Origin of the sequence: Pseudomonas sp. FP2335 (assembly GCF_030687535.1) — a bacterium.
Taxonomy (GTDB): Bacteria; Pseudomonadota; Gammaproteobacteria; order Pseudomonadales; family Pseudomonadaceae; genus Aquipseudomonas.
This window is the reverse complement of sequence record NZ_CP117437.1, coordinates 5,089,973-5,108,080: the sequence shown is the minus strand read 5'-3', so window position 1 is coordinate 5,108,080 and position 18,108 is coordinate 5,089,973. Positions and strand designations below refer to the sequence as shown.

12 protein-coding genes are annotated in these 18,108 nt (G+C 61.3%); all 12 read right to left on the bottom strand.

From position 1 onward, the window contains the following. Positions 1 to 108: 108 nt before the first annotated feature. Positions 109 to 3,027, bottom strand: a complete 2,919-nt coding sequence (locus PSH81_RS22945) for a DUF748 domain-containing protein (protein WP_305391536.1) — start codon at positions 3,025 to 3,027, stop codon at positions 109 to 111. A gap of 87 nt (positions 3,028 to 3,114) precedes the next feature. Beyond that, on the bottom strand, positions 3,115 to 4,131 hold the full coding sequence (locus tag PSH81_RS22940) for a class I SAM-dependent rRNA methyltransferase (protein WP_192298913.1): 1,017 nt from the start codon (positions 4,129 to 4,131) through the stop codon (positions 3,115 to 3,117). 67 nt (positions 4,132 to 4,198) lie between these two features. Further along, complete coding sequence (locus tag PSH81_RS22935; RefSeq protein ID WP_226455725.1) at positions 4,199 to 5,068, bottom strand: oxygenase MpaB family protein; 870 nt, start codon at positions 5,066 to 5,068, stop codon at positions 4,199 to 4,201. A gap of 16 nt (positions 5,069 to 5,084) precedes the next feature. Further along, positions 5,085 to 7,022 (bottom strand): acetate--CoA ligase, encoded by a 1,938-nt coding sequence (gene acs / locus PSH81_RS22930; protein WP_305391535.1) that lies wholly within the window; start codon positions 7,020 to 7,022, stop codon positions 5,085 to 5,087. 105 nt (positions 7,023 to 7,127) lie between these two features. Beyond that, complete coding sequence (gene pgi / locus PSH81_RS22925; protein WP_226455723.1) at positions 7,128 to 8,792, bottom strand: glucose-6-phosphate isomerase; 1,665 nt, start codon at positions 8,790 to 8,792, stop codon at positions 7,128 to 7,130. A 213-nt stretch (positions 8,793 to 9,005) separates the two neighbouring features. Next, a complete protein-coding gene (gene panC / locus PSH81_RS22920; RefSeq protein ID WP_192298909.1) occupies positions 9,006 to 9,857 on the bottom strand; it encodes a pantoate--beta-alanine ligase in 852 nt (283 codons plus the stop codon). Beyond that, positions 9,854 to 10,654, bottom strand: a complete 801-nt coding sequence (gene panB, locus PSH81_RS22915; protein ID WP_305391534.1) for a 3-methyl-2-oxobutanoate hydroxymethyltransferase — start codon at positions 10,652 to 10,654, stop codon at positions 9,854 to 9,856. The genes panC and panB overlap by 4 nt, the downstream gene beginning before the upstream one ends. A 278-nt stretch (positions 10,655 to 10,932) precedes the next feature. Beyond that, positions 10,933 to 11,418, bottom strand: a complete 486-nt coding sequence (folK, locus tag PSH81_RS22910) for a 2-amino-4-hydroxy-6-hydroxymethyldihydropteridine diphosphokinase (RefSeq protein WP_305391533.1) — start codon at positions 11,416 to 11,418, stop codon at positions 10,933 to 10,935. Positions 11,419 to 11,421: 3 nt separating this feature from the next. After that, the gene (locus PSH81_RS22905; RefSeq protein WP_192298906.1) at positions 11,422 to 12,816 is read right to left on the bottom strand and encodes a polynucleotide adenylyltransferase PcnB; all 1,395 of its coding nucleotides are present in this window, start codon (positions 12,814 to 12,816) and stop codon (positions 11,422 to 11,424) included. 696 nt (positions 12,817 to 13,512) lie between these two features. Then, positions 13,513 to 14,943: a sigma-54 dependent transcriptional regulator gene (locus PSH81_RS22900; RefSeq protein ID WP_192298905.1), complete on the bottom strand. Its 1,431-nt coding sequence runs from the start codon at positions 14,941 to 14,943 to the stop codon at positions 13,513 to 13,515. Between the two features lie 22 nt (positions 14,944 to 14,965). Continuing rightward, positions 14,966 to 17,920 carry a sensor histidine kinase gene (locus PSH81_RS22895; protein WP_192298904.1) on the bottom strand — a complete coding sequence of 985 codons (2,955 nt, stop codon included), beginning with the start codon at positions 17,918 to 17,920 and terminating at the stop codon, positions 14,966 to 14,968. Continuing rightward, entirely contained in the window at positions 17,904 to 18,080 is a 177-nt protein-coding gene (locus tag PSH81_RS22890) for a hypothetical protein (RefSeq protein WP_003176118.1), read from the bottom strand. Before PSH81_RS22890 ends, PSH81_RS22895 begins: the two co-directional genes overlap by 17 nt. Between the last annotated feature and the right edge of the window lie 28 nt (positions 18,081 to 18,108).

Sequence of the window (18,108 nt, the reverse complement as noted above, 5' to 3'; positions counted from 1 at the left end):
GGCCTGTTCTATTGTGGGTGACGTTAACTGGAAGCGCCGGCGATCAGGCCCTCGACCCGTCGTCGATTTCAAGGCTGCATCGCCGGCAAGCCGGCTCTTGCAAGGGGCTTACTCCGCGTCCAGGTGCATCGGTGTGACGACACGCCCATCCTTCTCGGCCTGGCCCAAGTTGGCATCAATGAAGTACACCCGGTCATCTTCCAACTGTCCCTTATCCACCAGGTAGTCCTTGATGGTGCTGGCACGGTCTTGGCCCAGCTGGCGCAGCAGTACATCACTGCCGCTCCAGAACTTGATCACCCCGTCACGAAGCTTCGCGCTACGTTCATCGTTGCTCAGGTCTTTCCATTCGGCTGGCGGTTGCTGTTTCAGGCGGGTGCGGTAAATGCCTTCAAGCAATGGTGCTTTTTCCTTCTCGGGTACCACCAGCAATGACGCTTGGGCGGGAACCTTTTCTCCACGACGTTGAAGAATCTTGTAGTAGTTGTACTGGTACTCGCGCTCCAGTCGCTGAGCGGCAAGGAAAGGCCCGTCGCTGCTGGCCGCCGCGGTGCCTTCGATCTCCAGACGCAGGCTAGGGCGTTCTTTCAGTGCTTTGGCCAGCGTGTTCAGGGCGCCTTCAGCATCCTTGTCCAATTCGCTGGAACCGGCGGCGAACGATACATTGCCGAGGTCTTCCGAACCGCCGCCCGTTACCAGCCCACCGATAAACTTAAACGGCGCTGTCGCTGCACGCACTACCAGGTTACGCAGGGTCTGCCAGACAATCGGCATAACACTGAACTGCGGGTTATTCAGATCGCCAGTCACCGGCAGTTCGATGGAAATCTTGCCGTCGGAGTCCTTGAGCAGCGCGATTGCCAGACGAATCGGCAAGTCCACGGCATCGGCGCTGTCGACTTTCTCGCCCAGTTGCAATTGCTCGACCACCACTTTGTTCTCGGCCTTCAGCTGGCCCTTGGTGATCACATAGTGCAGGTCGAGGTTCAGTCGCCCCTTGCGGATGCGGAAACCGGCGAACTTGCCAGAGTAGGGCGTGAGGGTGGTCAGTTCTACGCGTTTGAAGCTGGTTGCAATATCCAGCGCCGCCATCGGGTCAAACGGGTTCACGCTGCCCTTGATCGTCACGGGGGCGTAGCGATCCACCTTGCCCTTGATGTCGACGCTGGCCGGTTTGGCCTGGCGGCTGTCGATGGTGCCAATTTGTCCGTTGAGCTGTTGAATCGCGGTCGCGAAGTTCGGGGTCAGGCTGAAGTCGGCAAAGTTGGCGGAACCGTCGTTGATCGCAATCTGCCCGATACGAATGCCCAGGGGCTTTTCTTTGCTGACAGGTTTCGAGCCTTTGTCCGGTGGTTGCGGGATCAACAAGTCGTCGACGTTGGTGGTGCGGTCGTCGTTGATCATGAAGCGCGCATACGGCTGCAGCAGGTTGACCTTATCGATCGACAGGCTATCGCCGTGCTGATAGTTCACGCCTTCGAGCACCAGGCGCTGCCATTTGAGGAAGTCGCGGGTCTTGAGGGTGTCCAGGGTGTGCAACTGGTCCACCTGCGCCCGGCCGGTGACCTGGAACTTCAGAGGATCAGTGCTTTTAAGGTTCACATCAAGATTGCTGCCGAGCATGCCGCTACGCAGTTCCAGGCGGATGAACGGGCTGATATAGGACTGGGCGACTCGCAGGTCGATGTCCTGGGTATTTACTTTCAGCTTGGCGCTGACCGGGTTGAGGTTGACCTCGCCAGTCGCCTGGACCTTGCCTTGCTTGCCCAGGCCCGTGTCGAGTTTCAGCGTGAACGGGCTCTGGTTGAGGCTATCGAAGTTCTGCACATCGACATTCAGCGGGCCGACTTCCAGTGCGACCGCCGGCTTGGCCTGGCGGTCAGCCAGGTGCACCTGATAGTTACGCAGTTGCACATCCTTGAGCAGCACTTGCCAAGGTTTGCTTGGCGCCGCGGGCTCGGCTTTTGGCGAGTCGGCGGTGGCGGGGGCATTTTTCGGCTCCGGCGCCTTGGTTGGTTTGCTCGGCTGGCTGGCGAACAATTTCTGCCAGTCCAGTTGCCCATCCGCTTCCAGCGCCGCCCAGGCTTCCAGCTTGTTGCTGCGGATCTTGCCGACAACGACCTGCTGTTTGGCCAGGTCCACGGTGGTTTCGCTGACGTCCAGGCGCTCCAGGCGCACCAGAGGGCGGCCATCCGGTGCCTTGATGGCAAACGGTGCGATGCTGGCGGAGGTGTTGGTCAGGTTCAGCTCGGTCTCTTTGGCCAGGCTGAATTTATACTCGGTGCTGAAGTTGAGCACGCCGTCTTCAAGCACCAGCGGCAGGGCATCGCGCACGTAGGGCCACCAAGCCTTCATCTTGCCGTCGGTGACTTTCAGTGTGCCCTGGGACGTGATTGGCACCAGGCTGAAGTTGCCTTTCCAATCGATTTGCCCGCCTGCCGGGCCTGCCGCGACGAGCGTCATGTCGGCATTGTCTTCGGGCAGGGTGCTGAGGTTCTTCAGCTCGAAGTCGAGCTTGTCGTAGAGGAATTCGATGGGCTCGCTGGGGCGCAAGTCCTCAAAGTGCACATAGCCGCCGGCCAGCTTGATGCCGTCGATACGCAGAGGAAACGGTTTGGCATTCGGGTCGGTCGGAGTTGGTTCGCTCGGCGGGATTTTGAACAGTTGCGCCAGGTTCAACTGGCCGGACTTGTCGAACAGCAACTCAGTCTTCGGTTTGTCCAGTTGCACATCGGCCAGGTGCAGCGCGCGGGTCCACAGGCTGTCGACCTGCAGGTTGGCGTAGAGGCGCTCGAAACCCACCTGCTCCTTGCCGGGGTCGCCGATCTTGAGGCCCCAGACGGTCAGCTCGAGGCTGAAGGGGTTGAGTTCGATCCGTTCGATTCGCGCCGGCACCGTGGCGTAATTCGCCAGTTGCTGGTTGGCAATCCGCAGGGCAATTCCGGGCAAAATCAAGAAGCCCAACAGGCTGTACAGGGCAAGGGCGGTCAACAAGGCGCCAACGGCGCGAATCAATCCTTTGTGCATGGGGCGGCGCCATCTATGTCAAACAGGAGTGCCTTGGAGTATGGCACGGGTTTTCGGTTCCGAAGAACGAGGGCTTTGGGAAGCGTCCTACAGCTGGAGTATCAATGTTTTCAGGGGGGGCTGCTGGTCTTGTGAAGGAAAATCCGCCCCCGGCGTCATGATTTGCCAGTCGCGTACCGCACGTCCGGCTTTTTCTGCGCAACGCAGTACCTGTTCGCGCCAGTCATCCATGCTGACCTTCGCCAGGTTGTTGCAGCAAATCAGTACACCGTTGTCGGCCGTGGCGAGCAGTGCTGGCTTGAGCAGGCTTTGGTAGTCGCGCAACAGGTCGACGGTGCCGAATGCGCTCTTGGCCCAGGCCGGAGGGTCGAGCAACACCAAGTCATACTGGCGCTGCTCCAGGCGTGGATAGCTCGGCAGTTTCTGGCCGCGGCGCTGGGTGATTGGCAGGCCGGCCAGTTGGCGAATCGCCGGGAAGTAGTCGGACTGCACGAACTCCATGGTCGGCAACTGCGGGTTCAGCAGGCCGTTCTCGCGGCCGACCGCCAGGTTGCCCTCGGCGAAGTCCAGGTTGCACACCTCCCGCGCCCCGCCGGCCGCAGCGCTCAGGCCGACGCCACAGGTGTAGGCGAACAGGTTCAGCACGCTTTTGCCGGCGCTATGGTTCTTGACCCAGCCGCGGGTGTTGCGCAGGTCGAGGAACAGCAGCGGGTCCTGCCCGGCATGCCGTCCGCGTACGCGGTAATTGAGCCCCCATTCATGGCCGACCAGATCTTCCAGTGCCGCCGGCTCGGCGCGGTACACCGTGTCTTCACGGTCGACCCGCGAGTTGCCACGGGAACGGTCGTTGTACACCAGCAGCAATTCCAGGCCCATGTACTGGTTGATCAACTGGTGCAGGTCCAGCAACTCCTCGGTATGCAGTGACTGATGGAAGCTCTGCACCAGCAGTTGCGGGCCATAACGGTCGATGGTCAGGCCGCCGGCGCCTTCCTGGCTGCCATGGAACAAGCGATAGCAGTCGGTGCCCTGGGCGTGCAGCTCGTTGATCAGGTCTTGGCGATGATCGAGGGCGGCGCGCAGCGCCTGATTCAAGGGAGACATGGAGCGCGCCTTGCTTAAGTAATGGGGGTAAATGTGGGCGCGGAGTTTAACAGTTATAAAGCCTCGCCTACATCAACCCCATCCGCCGATGCGCCCGTTGTACCGAACCGTTGCGCATCGCCCAGCGCAGCAACGGCGCGCTGCGTTTGACCGCGCCCCGGATCATCTGGCGTTGCAGCGGGCTCTGGTGTTGATCGAGCATGGCGCTGGCCCAGTCTGGCAGCAGGTCGATGCCGGCCTGCATCATCAAGGCTCCAAACGGCTTGGCCATCGTGCTGGGTGCCGGGGCATTGAGCAGCAGGCGCAACACTTCACGACTGCGCGCGTCGCACAGCAGTTGCGGGCGGATACGTGCCAGGTAATCCGAAACTTCCTGCCGCGAACGCGGAACATGCCGCGCGCCCAGTTGTTCGGCGACCAAGGCGATCTCGCTGTAGTAACGGTCCTGGTCCCGACCCGAGAGCAGCGGGTTGCGATAGCGCAGGTGAGCGGCGAGGAAGTTGCTGACCTCGGCCACATGCACCCAGGTGAGCAGTTCCGGATCGCTGGCTGCATAAGGTCGGCCGTCCGGCGCATGGCCAACCACTTGCAGGTGAATGGTGCGCACTTTTTCGATCAGCCACTGCGCGTCCTTGCGCGAGCCAAAGGTCGTGCCGGAGATGAACTGCGAGGTGCGCCGCAAACGCCCGAGCATGTCCTCGCGAAAGTTCGAGTGATCCCACACCCCAGCCAGGGCCAGCGGGTGCAGGGCCTGCAACATCAAGGCGCTGATGCCGCCGATCAACATGCTGCTGAAGTCGCCATGCACTTGCCAACTGACCGAACTCGGTCCGAACAGGCCTGGGTCGCCCTTGGGGTTTTCCAGGTCCAGCTGGCCCAGTGAGAGCCCTGTGAGGCTCATCAATTGGGTTTCGATACGGCTGCGGATAAATTCCATGGCGACGCTGGGTTTCCTATCGGTTCAGGCGTTTGTCGATCAGGCCGTCGACAACGCTGGGATCGGCCAGGGTGGAAGTATCACCGAGGCTGTCCAGTTCGTTGCAGGCGATCTTGCGCAAGATCCTGCGCATGATTTTGCCGGAACGGGTCTTCGGCAACGCGGGTGCCCATTGGATCAGTTCCGGCTTGGCAAAGCTGCCGATTTCCTTACTGACCAAGTCCAGCAGGTGTTTTTTTAGCGCATCGTCGGGCGCTACGCCATTCATCGGCGTGACAAAGGCGTAGATGCCCTGGCCTTTGACATCATGGGGGTAGCCCACCACGGCGGCCTCGGCCACCAGGTCATGCAGGACCAGGGCACTTTCCACCTCGGCGGTGCCGATGCGGTGGCCGGAGACGTTGATCACATCGTCGATGCGCCCGGTGATCCAGTAGTCGCCGTCCTCGTCGCGTCGCGCGCCGTCGCCGGTGAAGTAGTAGCCGGGGTAGGGTTTGAAATAGGTGTCGATCATCCGCTGGGGGTCGCCGTAGACGCTGCGGATCTGCCCCGGCCAACTCGCCTTGATCGCCAGCACGCCACTGCCGGCGCCGGCAAACACCTTGCCGTGCTCATCCAGCAACACCGGTTGTACGCCAAACATCGGTTGCGTGGCGCAACCGGGCTTGATCCGCTGCGCGCTCACCAGCGGGCTGAGCATGATGCCGCCGGTCTCGGTCTGCCACCAGGTGTCGACGATCGGGCAGCGCTGCTCGCCGACAGCGTTGAAGTACCAGTCCCAGGCTTCGGGGTTGATCGGTTCGCCGACGCTGCCGAGTAAGCGCAGGCTGGCGCGGGACGTATTCTCCAGCGGGCCGTGGCCCTCGCGCATCAAGGCCCGCAGGGCCGTCGGCGCGGTGTAGAAGATATTGACCTTGTGCTTGTCGATCACCTGCCAGAACCGCGAACTGTCCGGGTAGCTCGGCACGCCCTCGAACATCAGCGACGTCGCGCCATTGGCCAGCGGGCCGTACACGATGTAGCTGTGGCCGGTGACCCAGCCCACGTCGGCGGTGCACCAGAACACTTCGCCGTCCCGGTAGTCGAGCACGTACTTGAAGGTCATCGCCGCTTGCAGCAGATAGCCGCCGGTGGTGTGCAGCACGCCTTTGGGTTTGCCGGTGCTGCCGGAGGTGTAGAGGATGAAGAGCGGGTCTTCGGCGTCCATCGGCTCGGGTGGGCAGTCGGCGCTTGCGGCGTCCAGTGCCTGTTGATACTTGAGGTCGCGGCCTTCGCTCCAGTTCACGGTCGCACCGGTGCGTTCCACTACCAATACGGTGCTGACGTTCGGGCAGTTGGCCAGGGCTTTGTCGACATTCTGTTTCAGCGCCACCGGCTTGCCGCCGCGTACCCCTTCGTCGGCGGTGATCACCGTGCGGCAGTCGGCATCCAGGATGCGGTCGCGCAGGGCGTCCGGCGAAAAGCCCCCAAATACCACCGAGTGCACCGCGCCAATACGTGTGCAGGCCAGCATGGCGTAGGCCGCTTCCGGGATCATCGGCATGTAGATGCACACCCGATCACCTTTCTTCACGCCACGGCCTTTCAGCACATTGGCCAGGCGACTGACGTTTTGGTGCAATTGGCGGTAGGTGATTTTCGAGGACTTTGTCGGATCATCACCTTCCCAGATGAAGGCGGTTTGCTCAGCGCGTTGCGCCAGATGACGGTCGATGCAGTTGTAGCTGACGTTCAGTTGCCCGCCCGCGAACCATTGGGCAGCGCCCGTGTGGATGTCTGATTGCTGAACGTTATGCCAGGGCGTGATCCAGTCCAGAAAGCCCTTGGCCTGTTCGGCCCAGAAGGTATCCGGTTGCTCGATGGATTGGCGGTAGAGGCGCTGATAGTCCTCTTGACTGAGTTGCGCAGCGCGGCGGACGGCATCGGCGCTGGGGAACGTGCTGATATCGAACATGAGCGGTCCTTATTCTTGTTTTTGGCACAAGTCATAAAGATGCACGCTGTGGGGGGAGGGTTCAAGGCCAACGTCCAAACGGACGTTGGCCCTGGAGTGGCCGGATCAGCCGCGGTGACGACCGCGGAAGTAGTTGATCAGACCCTGGGTCGAGGCGTCATCCGCCACGGCTTCTTCAGTGCCGGTCAGGCGGTTGTAGACGCCCTTGCCCAGCTCTTTACCCAGTTCCACACCCCATTGGTCAAAGGCGTTGATGCCCCAGATGACGCTCTGCACGAACACCTTGTGTTCATACATCGCCACCAGTGCGCCCAGACGACGCGGGCTGATGCGTTCCACCACCAGGGTGTTGCTCGGACGGTTGCCCGGGATCACCTTGTGCGGTGCCAGCTTCTGCACGTCTTCTTCGGCGATGCCCTTGTCGCGCAGTTCGGCCTCGGCCTCGCTGCGGGTCTTGCCGAGCATCAGCGCCTGGCTCTGGGACAGGCAGTTGGCGTATAGCCACTGATGGTGGTCCGACACGGGGTTGAAGCTGACAATCGGCACGATGAAGTCGGCCGGGATCAGTTGGGTCCCTTGGTGCAGCAACTGGTGGTAAGCGTGCTGGCCGTTGCAGCCTACGCCGCCCCAGATCACCGGACCGGTATCGGTGGACACCGGAGTGCCGTCCTGGCGCACGCTCTTGCCGTTGGATTCCATGTCCAGTTGTTGCAAGTGCTTGGTGATGTTACGCAGGTAGTGGTCGTACGGCAGGATCGCATGGCTCTGCGCGCCCCAGAAGTTGCCGTACCACACGCCCAGCAGGCCCAACAGTACCGGCATGTTGGCTTCGAACGGCGCGTTCTGGAAATGCTGGTCCATGGTGTAGGCACCGGACAGCAGTTCCTTGAAGTTGGACATGCCGATGGCCAGGGCGATTGGCAAGCCGATGGCCGACCACAGCGAGTAGCGGCCACCGACCCAGTCCCACATCGGGAAGATGTTTTCTTCGCGGATACCGAACGCCACGGCCGCGGCGTTGTTGCTCGATACGGCGATGAAGTGGCGGAACAGCTCGGCTTCCGACCCCCCCTGGGCCAAGTACCAGGCGCGGGCGGCCTGGGCGTTTTTCAGGGTTTCGAGGGTGTTGAAGGATTTCGACGAGACGATGAACAGTGTGGTCTCGGCGCGCAGCTTCATGGTCAGCTCGTGGAACTCGCTGCCGTCGATGTTCGCCAGGTAGTGGCAGCGCACGCCTTTGTGGGCGTAGGACAACAGCGCTTCGGAGACCAGCTCCGGGCCGAGGAACGAGCCACCGATACCGATGTTCACCACGTCGGTGATCGGCTTCTCGGTGTAGCCACGCCACAGGCCGTCGTGGATGCGGCCGACCAGGTCAGTCATCTGGTTCAGCACCTTGTGCACGTCCGGCATGATGTTCACGCCGTTGACCGACAGCTTGTCACCCACCGGGCGGCGCAGGGCGGTGTGCAGGGCAGGGCGGCCTTCGGATGAGTTGACCGGTTCGCCAGCGTACAGCGAGTTGATCGCGGCCTTGAGGTCGACTTCCTTCGCCAGAGCCACCAGCAGGTCACGGGTTTCGCTGGTGATCAGGTTTTTCGAGTAATCGAGGAAAAGTCCGCAGCTGCTCAAGGTGAATTGGGAAAAACGCTGGGGATCGGCATTGAACGCGTCGCGCATGCTGAAATCCTGCATGGCTTGGCGGTGTTGATTGAGCGCTTGCCAGGCGGGCAGAGCGGTAACGTCGTGAGGAGTGCGGTAGTACGCCATCGCTGCGGGTTTCCTTTTATTACGGGGACTGCCTTTAGGACACTTCTAAGCCCGGAACGTCCTGCCTCTCATCAAGCGGCGGACTCCGGACAGCGCTAACCAAGAGCGCAGGGCGATTACATTAAACCTAGCGTGTGAATATGTCTTGGCTTTGTCTGCGCTGTGGCCGGTACTTTTTTATACCGGCACAGAGAGGAGGGCAACAGGCGGGGGTCAGTCGAGGTTCAGATGCAGGTTGTCGATGAGGCGGGTGGCGCCCAGATAGGCCGCAACGAGGATGACGACATCACGGTCTTCAGGCGTTGCCGGGCGCAGGTGCACGCCTTGGCGCACTTCGAGGTAATCGATGCGCAGCCCGGCGGCTTCGATCTGCCGGATGTGTTCGGCACGCAGCTTGGCGAAGTCGTGGTCACCGGCTTGGATGGCCGCGGCAATCTGGCTGAGGCTGCGGTACAGCACCGGCGCGATGGCGCGTTGTTCGTCGCTGAGGTAACCGTTGCGCGACGACAGCGCGAGGCCATCCTCGGCGCGCACGGTGGGCTCGCCGATGATCTGGATCGGCATATTCAGGTCATGCACCATGGCGCGGATCACTGCCAACTGCTGGTAGTCCTTTTGGCCAAACACCGCGATGTCCGGCTGGACCATGTTGAACAGCTTGCTCACCACTGTCGCCACGCCTTCGAAGTGCCCGGGGCGACTGGCGCCGCACAGGCCCTCCGACAGCAGCGGGACGCTGACGCGGGTCTGGCCGCTCATGCCGCCGGGGTACATCTCGTCGACGGAGGGTGCGAACAGCAGGTTGCAACCGGCTTGCAGGAGTTTCTCCTGGTCGGCGGCCAGGGTGCGCGGGTATTTGTCCAGGTCTTCACCCGCGCCGAATTGCAGCGGGTTGACGAAGATGCTGGCGACGACAAAGTCCGATTGTTGCGCAGCCTTGGTCACCAGTGTCGCGTGGCCGCTGTGCAGGTTGCCCATGGTCGGCACAAAACCGATGCGTTTGCCGGCGTTGCGCGCGTGGGTCACAGCGGCGCGCAGTTCGCGTAGGGTTTTTACGGTGTTCATGCAGAGAATCCGTGTTCGGCGCCTGGGAAGGTCGCGCCTTTGACTTCGGCGACGTAAGCGCCCAATGCCGCGTGGATGCTGTCTTGGCCGGTCATGAAGTTCTTCACGAACTTCGGTACGCGGCCGCTGATCGACAGGCCGAGCATGTCGTGCAGCACCAGCACCTGGCCATCGGTGGCCGAACCGGCGCCGATACCGATGACTGGCACTTTAACGGCTTGGGTGATTTCCGCCGCCAGTTCGCTCGGCACGCATTCAAGCAGGATCATCGCCACGCCGGCCTGTTCCAGGGCGATGGCATCGGCGCGCATCTGGCGCGCCTGGGCTTCGTTGCGGCCCTGAACCTTGTAGCCGCCGAGGATGTTCACCGACTGTGGCGTCAGGCCCATATGGGCGCACACCGGCACGCCGCGTTCGGCCAGCAGGCGGATCGACTCGGCGAGCCAGACGGCACCTTCGACCTTGACCATATGTGCACCGGCACGCATCAGCTTGCCGGCGTTGTGAAAGGTCTGTTCGACGGTGGCGTAATCCATGAACGGCAGGTCGGCAATGATGAATGCGCCATCGTTGCCGCGTTTGACGCTGGCCGTGTGGTAGGCCAGTTCATCGGTGGTCACAGGCAGGGTGCTGTCATGCCCTTGCAGAACCATGCCCAGGGAGTCGCCCACCAGTAACACTTCGACTCCGGCCTGGCAGCAGGCGTGGGCGAAGGTGGCGTCGTAGCAGGTCAGCATGGTGATTTTTTCACCTTTGAGCTTGAGGCTCTGCAAGGTGGTCAGGGTAATGTCTGGCATGAAAAGGGTCCTCGTTCAGGCGCTTGGAAACAGCGAGTAACGCGCGTGAGTCTTCGTTTATACAGGCGCACTGTCTTGAGAGCAGTGCTTATAAGGCCTGGATTGCGCCCTTCAGTGCCGGGTTGGCGGCAGCGGGACGCCTATAGTCGTGAGGAGGACACGGGAAGTCAATTGGATGTGTTACCGCATTGTTACGATGACGGTGTTACCGCTGTTACTGATGCGATTCAGCAGGGATCAGCCGTTTTTACAGTGCCGAAGCGCCCACATTGATCGAGTCAGTCTGGAAGGATGCGTTCCAGTCCGACGAATGGGCACGCAGCCAACAGGTCACTGAGTTGCCGGCCGTCGGATAACTGCAGGGTGCTCGGCGCCAGTTCGGCCAGCGGGTACAGCACGAAGGGCCGCAGGTGCATCTGGTAGTGCGGCACCTTGAGGCGCGGTTCGTCGATCAGGCGATCGCCAAACAGCAGGATGTCCAGGTCCAGCGTGCGTGGGCCCCAACGCTCAAGGCGCTCGCGGCCCTGGTCGTTTTCGATGGCCTGCAGCGCATCCAGCAGGGCCAGCGGCGCGAGGTCGCTGTCCAGCGCGGCCACCGCGTTGGTGTAGCGCGGTTGGCCCGGGAGCAAGGAATCGCTTTGATAGAAGGCGGACACGCCGACGAGCGTGGTGCAGGGCAATAACGCCAGCGCCTCGATGGCGCTGCGCAATTGCTGGTCCGGGGCAGCCAGGTTGCTGCCCAACCCGATGTAGATACGTTCCACGGTTTATTCGCCCGAGGCGTCGGCCGCGCTGCGTTTGCGCTTGCTGCCGCTGCGTCGGCGTTTCTTGGGCCCTTCGCTGGCGCCATCGCCTTTGCTGCCGAGGTCGCGGATCATGTCGCGGCGCTCGCTGTCATTGGCGTCCTGATAATCGGTCCACCATTCGCCCAGGCCGTCGGTCTGTTCGCCGGCGCTTTCGCGCAGCAGCAGGAAGTCGTAGCCGGCACGGAAGCGCGGGTTGTCGAGCAGCAGGTCGGCGCGTTTGCCGCTGCGGCGCGGCAGGCGCTCCTGCATGTCCCAGATCTCGCGGATCGGCATGGTGAAACGTTTGGGAATGGCAATGCGCTGGCACTGCTCGGCAATCAGCTCGTGAGCCGCTTCCTGCATGGCCGGAATCGGCGGCATGCCGCGCTCTTGCAGGCGCAGGACGCGTTTCGGCAGGGCAGGCCACAGCAAGGCAGCAAACAGGAAAGCCGGGGTCACCGGTTTGTTCTGCTTGATGCGCAGGTCGGTGTTGATCAATGCCTCGCTGATCAGCGTGTGGGTGTACGTCGGGTTGTACTCCAACGCCTCGGCGCTGGCCGGGAACAGGGGGTCGAACAACTGCAGGTCGACGAGCATTTCGAAGGTATCGGCGGCGTGGCCCGAGAGGAACAGCTTGAGCACTTCTTCGAACAGGCGCGCCGAAGGGATTTCCCGCAGCATCGGTGCCAGCTCGCGAATCGGCGCGGCGGTGTGTTTCTCGATACCGAAGTTCAGCTTGGCGGCAAACCGCACCGCCCGCAGCATGCGCACCGGGTCTTCCTGGTAGCGCTGCGTCGGGTCGCCGATCAGGCGGATCAGGTTGTTGCGAATGTCGTGTACGCCGTTGGCGTAATCGAGGATGCGCTCGCTGACCGGGTCGTAATAGAGGGCGTTGATGGTGAAGTCGCGACGTTGCGCGTCTTCTTCCAGGCTGCCATAGACGTTATCGCGCAGGATGCGTCCGCTTTCGTTGCGGGAAGACTGGTTGGTGTCTTCCTCTTCATCGTTTTGCGGGTGGCCGGCGCGGAAGGTCGCGACCTCGATGATCTCGCGACCAAAGTGGATGTGCACCAGCTTGAAGCGACGGCCGATGATGCGCGCATTGCGGAACTCGGCGCGCACTTGTTCAGGCGTGGCGCTGGTGGCGACGTCGAAATCCTTGGGCGTGATGTTGAGCAACATGTCGCGCACACAGCCGCCGACCAGGTAAGCCTGGTAGCCAGCGTTCTGCAAGCGTTCGACGATATTCACCGCATAACGGCTGAATTGAGCGCGTTGCAGCGAATGCTGGCTGCTATTGAGCACTTCAGGCGTGCTGCGTTTGTGTTGCGTACGACGCAAGGGGGAACGGAATGACTGGAACAACTTCTTCAGCATGGGATGCACTGTTTGAAGGAATGTTCGGCCATAACGAAGAATGACCGCATGATGGGCGGGGATTCTAGCATTTAGTCAGGGGATGGTGTAGGAACAAGCTACAGGCATTGCGCCATAAGCCTTTGGTGGTCAAATTCCGGAAACTACAAGGGGAGCCGAAGCTCCCCCAGAAGTAGTTGCGTGCTCTATTTTTATTATTGATTGCGGGCTTCTTGTTTTTGTTGATCGCCCTCGCCATGAAGCTTCACCTTCATGACACTCCCAATCGGGAGTCAAGAGCAAACGGATTGCTTTGGTCGCTGTGTTGCTGATCTACGATCCAACCAGTTCAGGCTCTGCCTTAGGGCAGTTTTTGTTGTTCTCGGCCTGGTTGCGGGGCAAGCCCCAAATGCAACGCCTCTCCAAAAGAATCAGTTAGCTGCGCCTCCGCCGTGTTGTTTTTGTTATGCGTGAGTCGATTCGTCTTATTTTTATTGTCTTGTACAAAGCTTGTTATTGTTTTTGTACTAAGCATATAGCAGGGTGCGTGCCAACTTTTGCACCGCCCAATAAAAACGGGGGGTTGAGCGGTTTTTGGGCTTTTGGCGGGCAAAAAAAAGCCGGGGCTTCGTTACCGTAAGCCCCGGCTTTTGTTACGTGAAAATCATCGGTAACAGTTTTTTCACATCTGAGGGTGTTACCTGTGGGGTCACACCCTCAGCTTTCGCTGGCCACCCCGGTCTTGCGCCGTGGGATGCCCAGGCGCTGGCGACGTTCCCACAGGCACTTGCGGCTCACGCCCAGCTTGCGTGCCAGTTCGGTTTCGGTCATGTGGTCCTGATGCTCGAGGACGAAGTGCTGGAAGTAGTCCTCCAGTGACAAGTCTTCTGTCGGCTCATGGCTGGTAGCGTTGGCGCCGCCCTGTTGTGGGGCCAGGCCGATGAAGTCGTCGTCTTCCAGGTCGCTGAGCTCTATATCGATACCCAGCAGCTCGGCGGAAATTTCCGGGCTCTCCGACAGAATCACCGCACGCTCCACCGCGTTCTCCAGTTCCCGCACGTTGCCCGGCCACGAGTAATGCCGGATCGCCTGCTCGGCATCCGGGGCGAACTTGAGGTCGGTACGGTTGATGCGTGCACTCTGGCGTTGCAGGAACGCGTTGGCGATCTCGTTGACGTCGGCGCCACGCTCGCGCAGGGCCGGCAGCTTGAGGGCAATCACGTGCAGGCGGTAATACAAGTCTTCACGGAACTGGCCGATCTTGGCCAGGCTCTTGAGATCCCGGTGAGTCGCGGCGATCAGGCGCACGTCGACCTTCTGCGATTGCACCGAACCGACGCGGCGAATCTCGCCTTCCTGCAGTACACGCAGCAAACGTGCCTGCGCTTCCAATGGTAGTTCGCCGATTTCGTCGAGGAACAAGGTGCCGCCGTCCGCCGCTTCCACCAGGCCCGCACGCCCGGCGCTGGCGCCGGTGAAGGCGCCTTTTTCGTGGCCGAACAGTTCGGACTCGATCAGGGATTCCGGGATTGCCGCGCAGTTCACCGAAATCATCGGTGCCTTGGCGCGCTTGGACAGGTTGTGCAGGGCACGGGCCACCAACTCTTTACCAGTGCCCGACTCGCCCTGGATCAGTACATTGGAATCGGTAGGCGCGACCTTGCGGATCTTGCCGTACAGGTCCTGCATCGGCGGGCAGGAACCGATGATGCCGATCTCGCCATTGCTGTTGTCGACACCTGGCTTGTCGGCCGCTTTGCCGGCTGGACGCGGCTCGGCAGGGGTACTGCTGGCCGACTGACGGTCGCGCAGGATACGGGCCACGGCCTGGAGCATTTCATCATGGTCGAAAGGCTTGGCGATGTAGTCCACCGCGCCCATCTTCATGGAGTCTACCGCCGAGCGCAGGCTGGCGTAGCTGGTCATGATCAGCACCGGGGTGCCTTGGCCAAGCTTGATCAACTCGGTGCCAGGTGCGCCCGGCAAGCGCAGGTCGCTGACAATCAGGTCGAACGTGGGAATGCTGAACCGCTCCTGGGCTTCCTGTACCGAGCCAGCTTCGCTGACCTGGTACTGATTACGTTCAAGCAGGCGACGCAAGGCAGAGCGGATAATGGTTTCGTCTTCGACGATCAAAATGTGCGGCATTGATTCAATTCTCTCGACGGTCTCAGTTCACAGCGGACGTCGCTTCGACATGACGCGGCAAGGTCACCCGAATACGGGTGCCGCGTTGGCTTTCGGTGTCAGCCGGGCTGTCGATGGTGATTTGTCCATAATGCTCTTCAACGATGGAATAGACCAGTGCAAGGCCCAGACCGGTGCCTTCACCCGGGTCCTTGGTGGTGAAGAAGGGTTCGAACAATCGGTCCATGATGTTCTGTGGAATGCCGCTGCCTTCGTCCTCGACGATCAGGTCGACCGTATGCTCGAAAGCCTCGGTCTTGACGCGTACCGCACCACCGGCCGGGGTCGCGTCACGGGCATTGGACAACAGGTTGATCAGCACTTGGGCCAGACGCTGTGAGTCGCCATCGACCCAATGGTCCGGGTCGCACAAGTTGAAAAACTGTACTTCGAAATTTCGTCGGTTCAAGGCCAGCAGCCCGATGGCGTCCTGCGCCACTTCGGCCAGGCACACCGCTTCGTCCTGGTTTTGATGGGCGCCGGCGTGGGCAAAGCTCATCAGCGACTGCACGATGCGTGATACGCGCTTGGTCTGTTCGAGGATCTGCCCGCTGATCTCGGTGATTTCACCGTCCTCTTCGCGCTCTTCGCGCAGGTTCTGCGCCAGGCACGCGATACCGGTGATCGGATTGCCAATCTCGTGGGCCACACCGGCTGCCAGGCGACCAATACTGGCCAACCGCTCGGAGTGCACCAGCTTGTCTTCGAGCATCTGGGTTTCGGTCAAATCTTCCACTAGCAACACCAGGCCGCTGTTGCCCGGCGCCAGGGGCTCGTCGATGGCGGCTTTGTGCAGGTTCAGCCAGCGGGTCTGGCCGTCGAGGGCCAAGTGCTGTTTGTGCAAGTGCTCGTCGGGCAGGTTGATGAAACCTTGCAGCAACTCTCTCCACGGCTCGCCCAGGGTATTGAGGCGCGAGCCGACGACCCGTTGCGCAGCGATGCCGGTGAGTTCTTCCATGGCCTTGTTCCACATCAGGATCTCTTGATCCTTGGCCAGGGAGCAGACGCCCATCGGCAGTTCCTGCAGCGTCTGGCGGTGGTAACGGCGCAAGGCGTCGAGTTCGGCGGCAAGGCCCGTGAGGCGCGAGTGGTAGTCCTCCAGCCGGCTTTCGATGAAATGGATGTCTTCGGTGACGTAGTTTTCGCCGCCCGCCTTGTAGGGCAGAAAGGTTTCCACCATGTCCTGGGACACGCTGGGACCCATCAGGCCGGACAGGTTGGCCTCGATGCGATCACGCAGACGGCGCAGCGCGTACGGGCGACGTTCGTCGAACGGCAGGTAGAGATCGCGCAGGGCCTGCTCGACTTCCTTTTGCGCGGCCTTGGCGCCCAGTGGCTTCGCCAGTTGCGTGGCGAATTCCTGGGGTGAGGCCGCGTGCAGTTCGCGCCGTTGCGGGCGGCGCACGTTGTCCACCGCGCAGGCTTCGGCGGCGCTGGTTTCCTCGGGACTGGCATTGGTGAACAGCGAGATCAGGGTGAACATCAGGACGTTGGCGGCCAGGGACGCAATCGCCGCCATGTGCCAACTGGTATCGTCGAGCACGTAGATCATGTTCAGCAGCGGGATGTAGAAGCCCTGCAAGTTGCCGACCAGCGGCAGCAGCATGGTCACCGTCCAGACCAGGATCCCGGCCAGCAGCCCGGCGATGAAACCGCGGCGATTGGCTGTCGGCCAGTACAGCACCGACAACACCCCCGGCAGGAACTGCAAGGTGGCGACAAACGCGACGATGCCCAGGTTGGCCAGGTCCTGCCCGGCGCCGAGCAGCAGGTAGAAGCCGTAGCCGGCCATGATGATCGCGACGATCAATGCACGGCGCGTCCACTTCAGCCAGCGGTAGATATTGCCTTCGGCCGGCGGCTGGTACAGCGGCAGCACCAAGTGGTTGAGCGCCATGCCCGAGAGCGCCAGCGTGGTGACGATGATCAGCCCGCTGGCCGCCGATAAACCGCCGACATACGCCAACATCGCCAAGGCCGGACTATTGGCCGCAATGCCGATACCAAGGGTGAAATATTCAGGGTTGGTGGTCGCGCCCAGCTTGAGGCCGGCCCATAGGATCAGCGGCACCGCCAGGCTCATCAGCAACAGGAACAGCGGCAAGCCCCAACTGGCACTGACCAGCGAGCGGGGGTTGAGGTTTTCAGTGAAGGTCATGTGGTACATGTGCGGCATCACGATCGCCGAGGCAAAGAACACCAGCAATAACGTGCGCCACGGGCCTTCCTGCAAAGGTGTGTGCAGGGCCGCGAGGGCGGTCTGGTTTTGCAGCAGCCACAGTTCCAACTGTTGCGGGCCGTCGAACACGCCGTAGAGCGCATACAGGCCGACGCCGCCGATGGCGATCAGCTTGATCACCGATTCAAAGGCAATCGCAAACACCAGGCCTTCGTGCTTCTCGCGGGTGGCGATATGGCGCGAACCGAAGAAGATCGTGAACAGTGTGATCAGTGCGCAGAACGCCAGGGCGACGCGATGCTGCACGGGCTCGCGGGTGAGAATGCTGATGGAATCAGCCACCGCCTGGATCTGCAGGGCCAGCAGCGGCAGCACGCCGATCAACATGAAAATCGTAGTCAGCGCGCCAGCCCAGGTGCTGCGAAAGCGGAAGGCGAACAGGTCGGCCAGGGACGACAGCTGGTAGGTGCGGGTAATTTTCAGGATCGGGTACAGCAACACCGGTGCCAGCAGAAACGCGCCGGACACGCCGAGATAGCTGGAAAGAAAACCATAACCGTACTGATAGGCCAGGCCCACCGTACCGTAGAACGCCCAGGCGCTGGCATAGACGCCGAGGGACAAGGTGTAGGTCAACGGATGGCGAATGATCGCCCGCGGAATCATTCCGCGCTCACTGATCCAGGCCACCCCGAACAGCGCGGCCAGGTAGGCGGCGCTGACCAGTAGCATCTGGGTGAGACTAAAGCTCATCGGCATCTTTTTGGCTCTGCAGGATGAAAGTCACGACGATCAGGATCAGCCACAGCAGATACGGGCGATACCAGGCGCCCGTGGCGTCGATCCACCAATCCATGATGGCGGGAGAAAACAGGTAGATCCCGACGACCAGCAGCAGGACCAATCGATAGATGTACATGTTGGCCTCTGATTAGAAAACTGCGGCG

Excerpts from the sequence above, each read along its gene's own strand:
- PSH81_RS22945 (WP_305391536.1), bottom strand. The coding sequence starts at position 3,027 with ATGCACAAAGGATTGATTCGCGCCGTTGGCGCCTTGTTGACCGCCCTT.
- PSH81_RS22940 (WP_192298913.1), bottom strand. The coding sequence starts at position 4,131 with ATGTCTCCCTTGAATCAGGCGCTGCGCGCCGCCCTCGATCATCGCCAA.
- PSH81_RS22935 (WP_226455725.1), bottom strand. The coding sequence starts at position 5,068 with ATGGAATTTATCCGCAGCCGTATCGAAACCCAATTGATGAGCCTCACA.
- acs (WP_305391535.1), bottom strand. The coding sequence starts at position 7,022 with ATGTTCGATATCAGCACGTTCCCCAGCGCCGATGCCGTCCGCCGCGCT.
- pgi (WP_226455723.1), bottom strand. The coding sequence starts at position 8,792 with ATGGCGTACTACCGCACTCCTCACGACGTTACCGCTCTGCCCGCCTGG.
- panC (WP_192298909.1), bottom strand. The coding sequence starts at position 9,857 with ATGAACACCGTAAAAACCCTACGCGAACTGCGCGCCGCTGTGACCCAC.
- panB (WP_305391534.1), bottom strand. The coding sequence starts at position 10,654 with ATGCCAGACATTACCCTGACCACCTTGCAGAGCCTCAAGCTCAAAGGT.
- PSH81_RS22905 (WP_192298906.1), bottom strand. The coding sequence starts at position 12,816 with ATGCTGAAGAAGTTGTTCCAGTCATTCCGTTCCCCCTTGCGTCGTACG.
- PSH81_RS22900 (WP_192298905.1), bottom strand. The coding sequence starts at position 14,943 with ATGCCGCACATTTTGATCGTCGAAGACGAAACCATTATCCGCTCTGCC.
- PSH81_RS22895 (WP_192298904.1), bottom strand. The coding sequence starts at position 17,920 with ATGCCGATGAGCTTTAGTCTCACCCAGATGCTACTGGTCAGCGCCGCC.
- PSH81_RS22890 (WP_003176118.1), bottom strand. The coding sequence starts at position 18,080 with ATGTACATCTATCGATTGGTCCTGCTGCTGGTCGTCGGGATCTACCTG.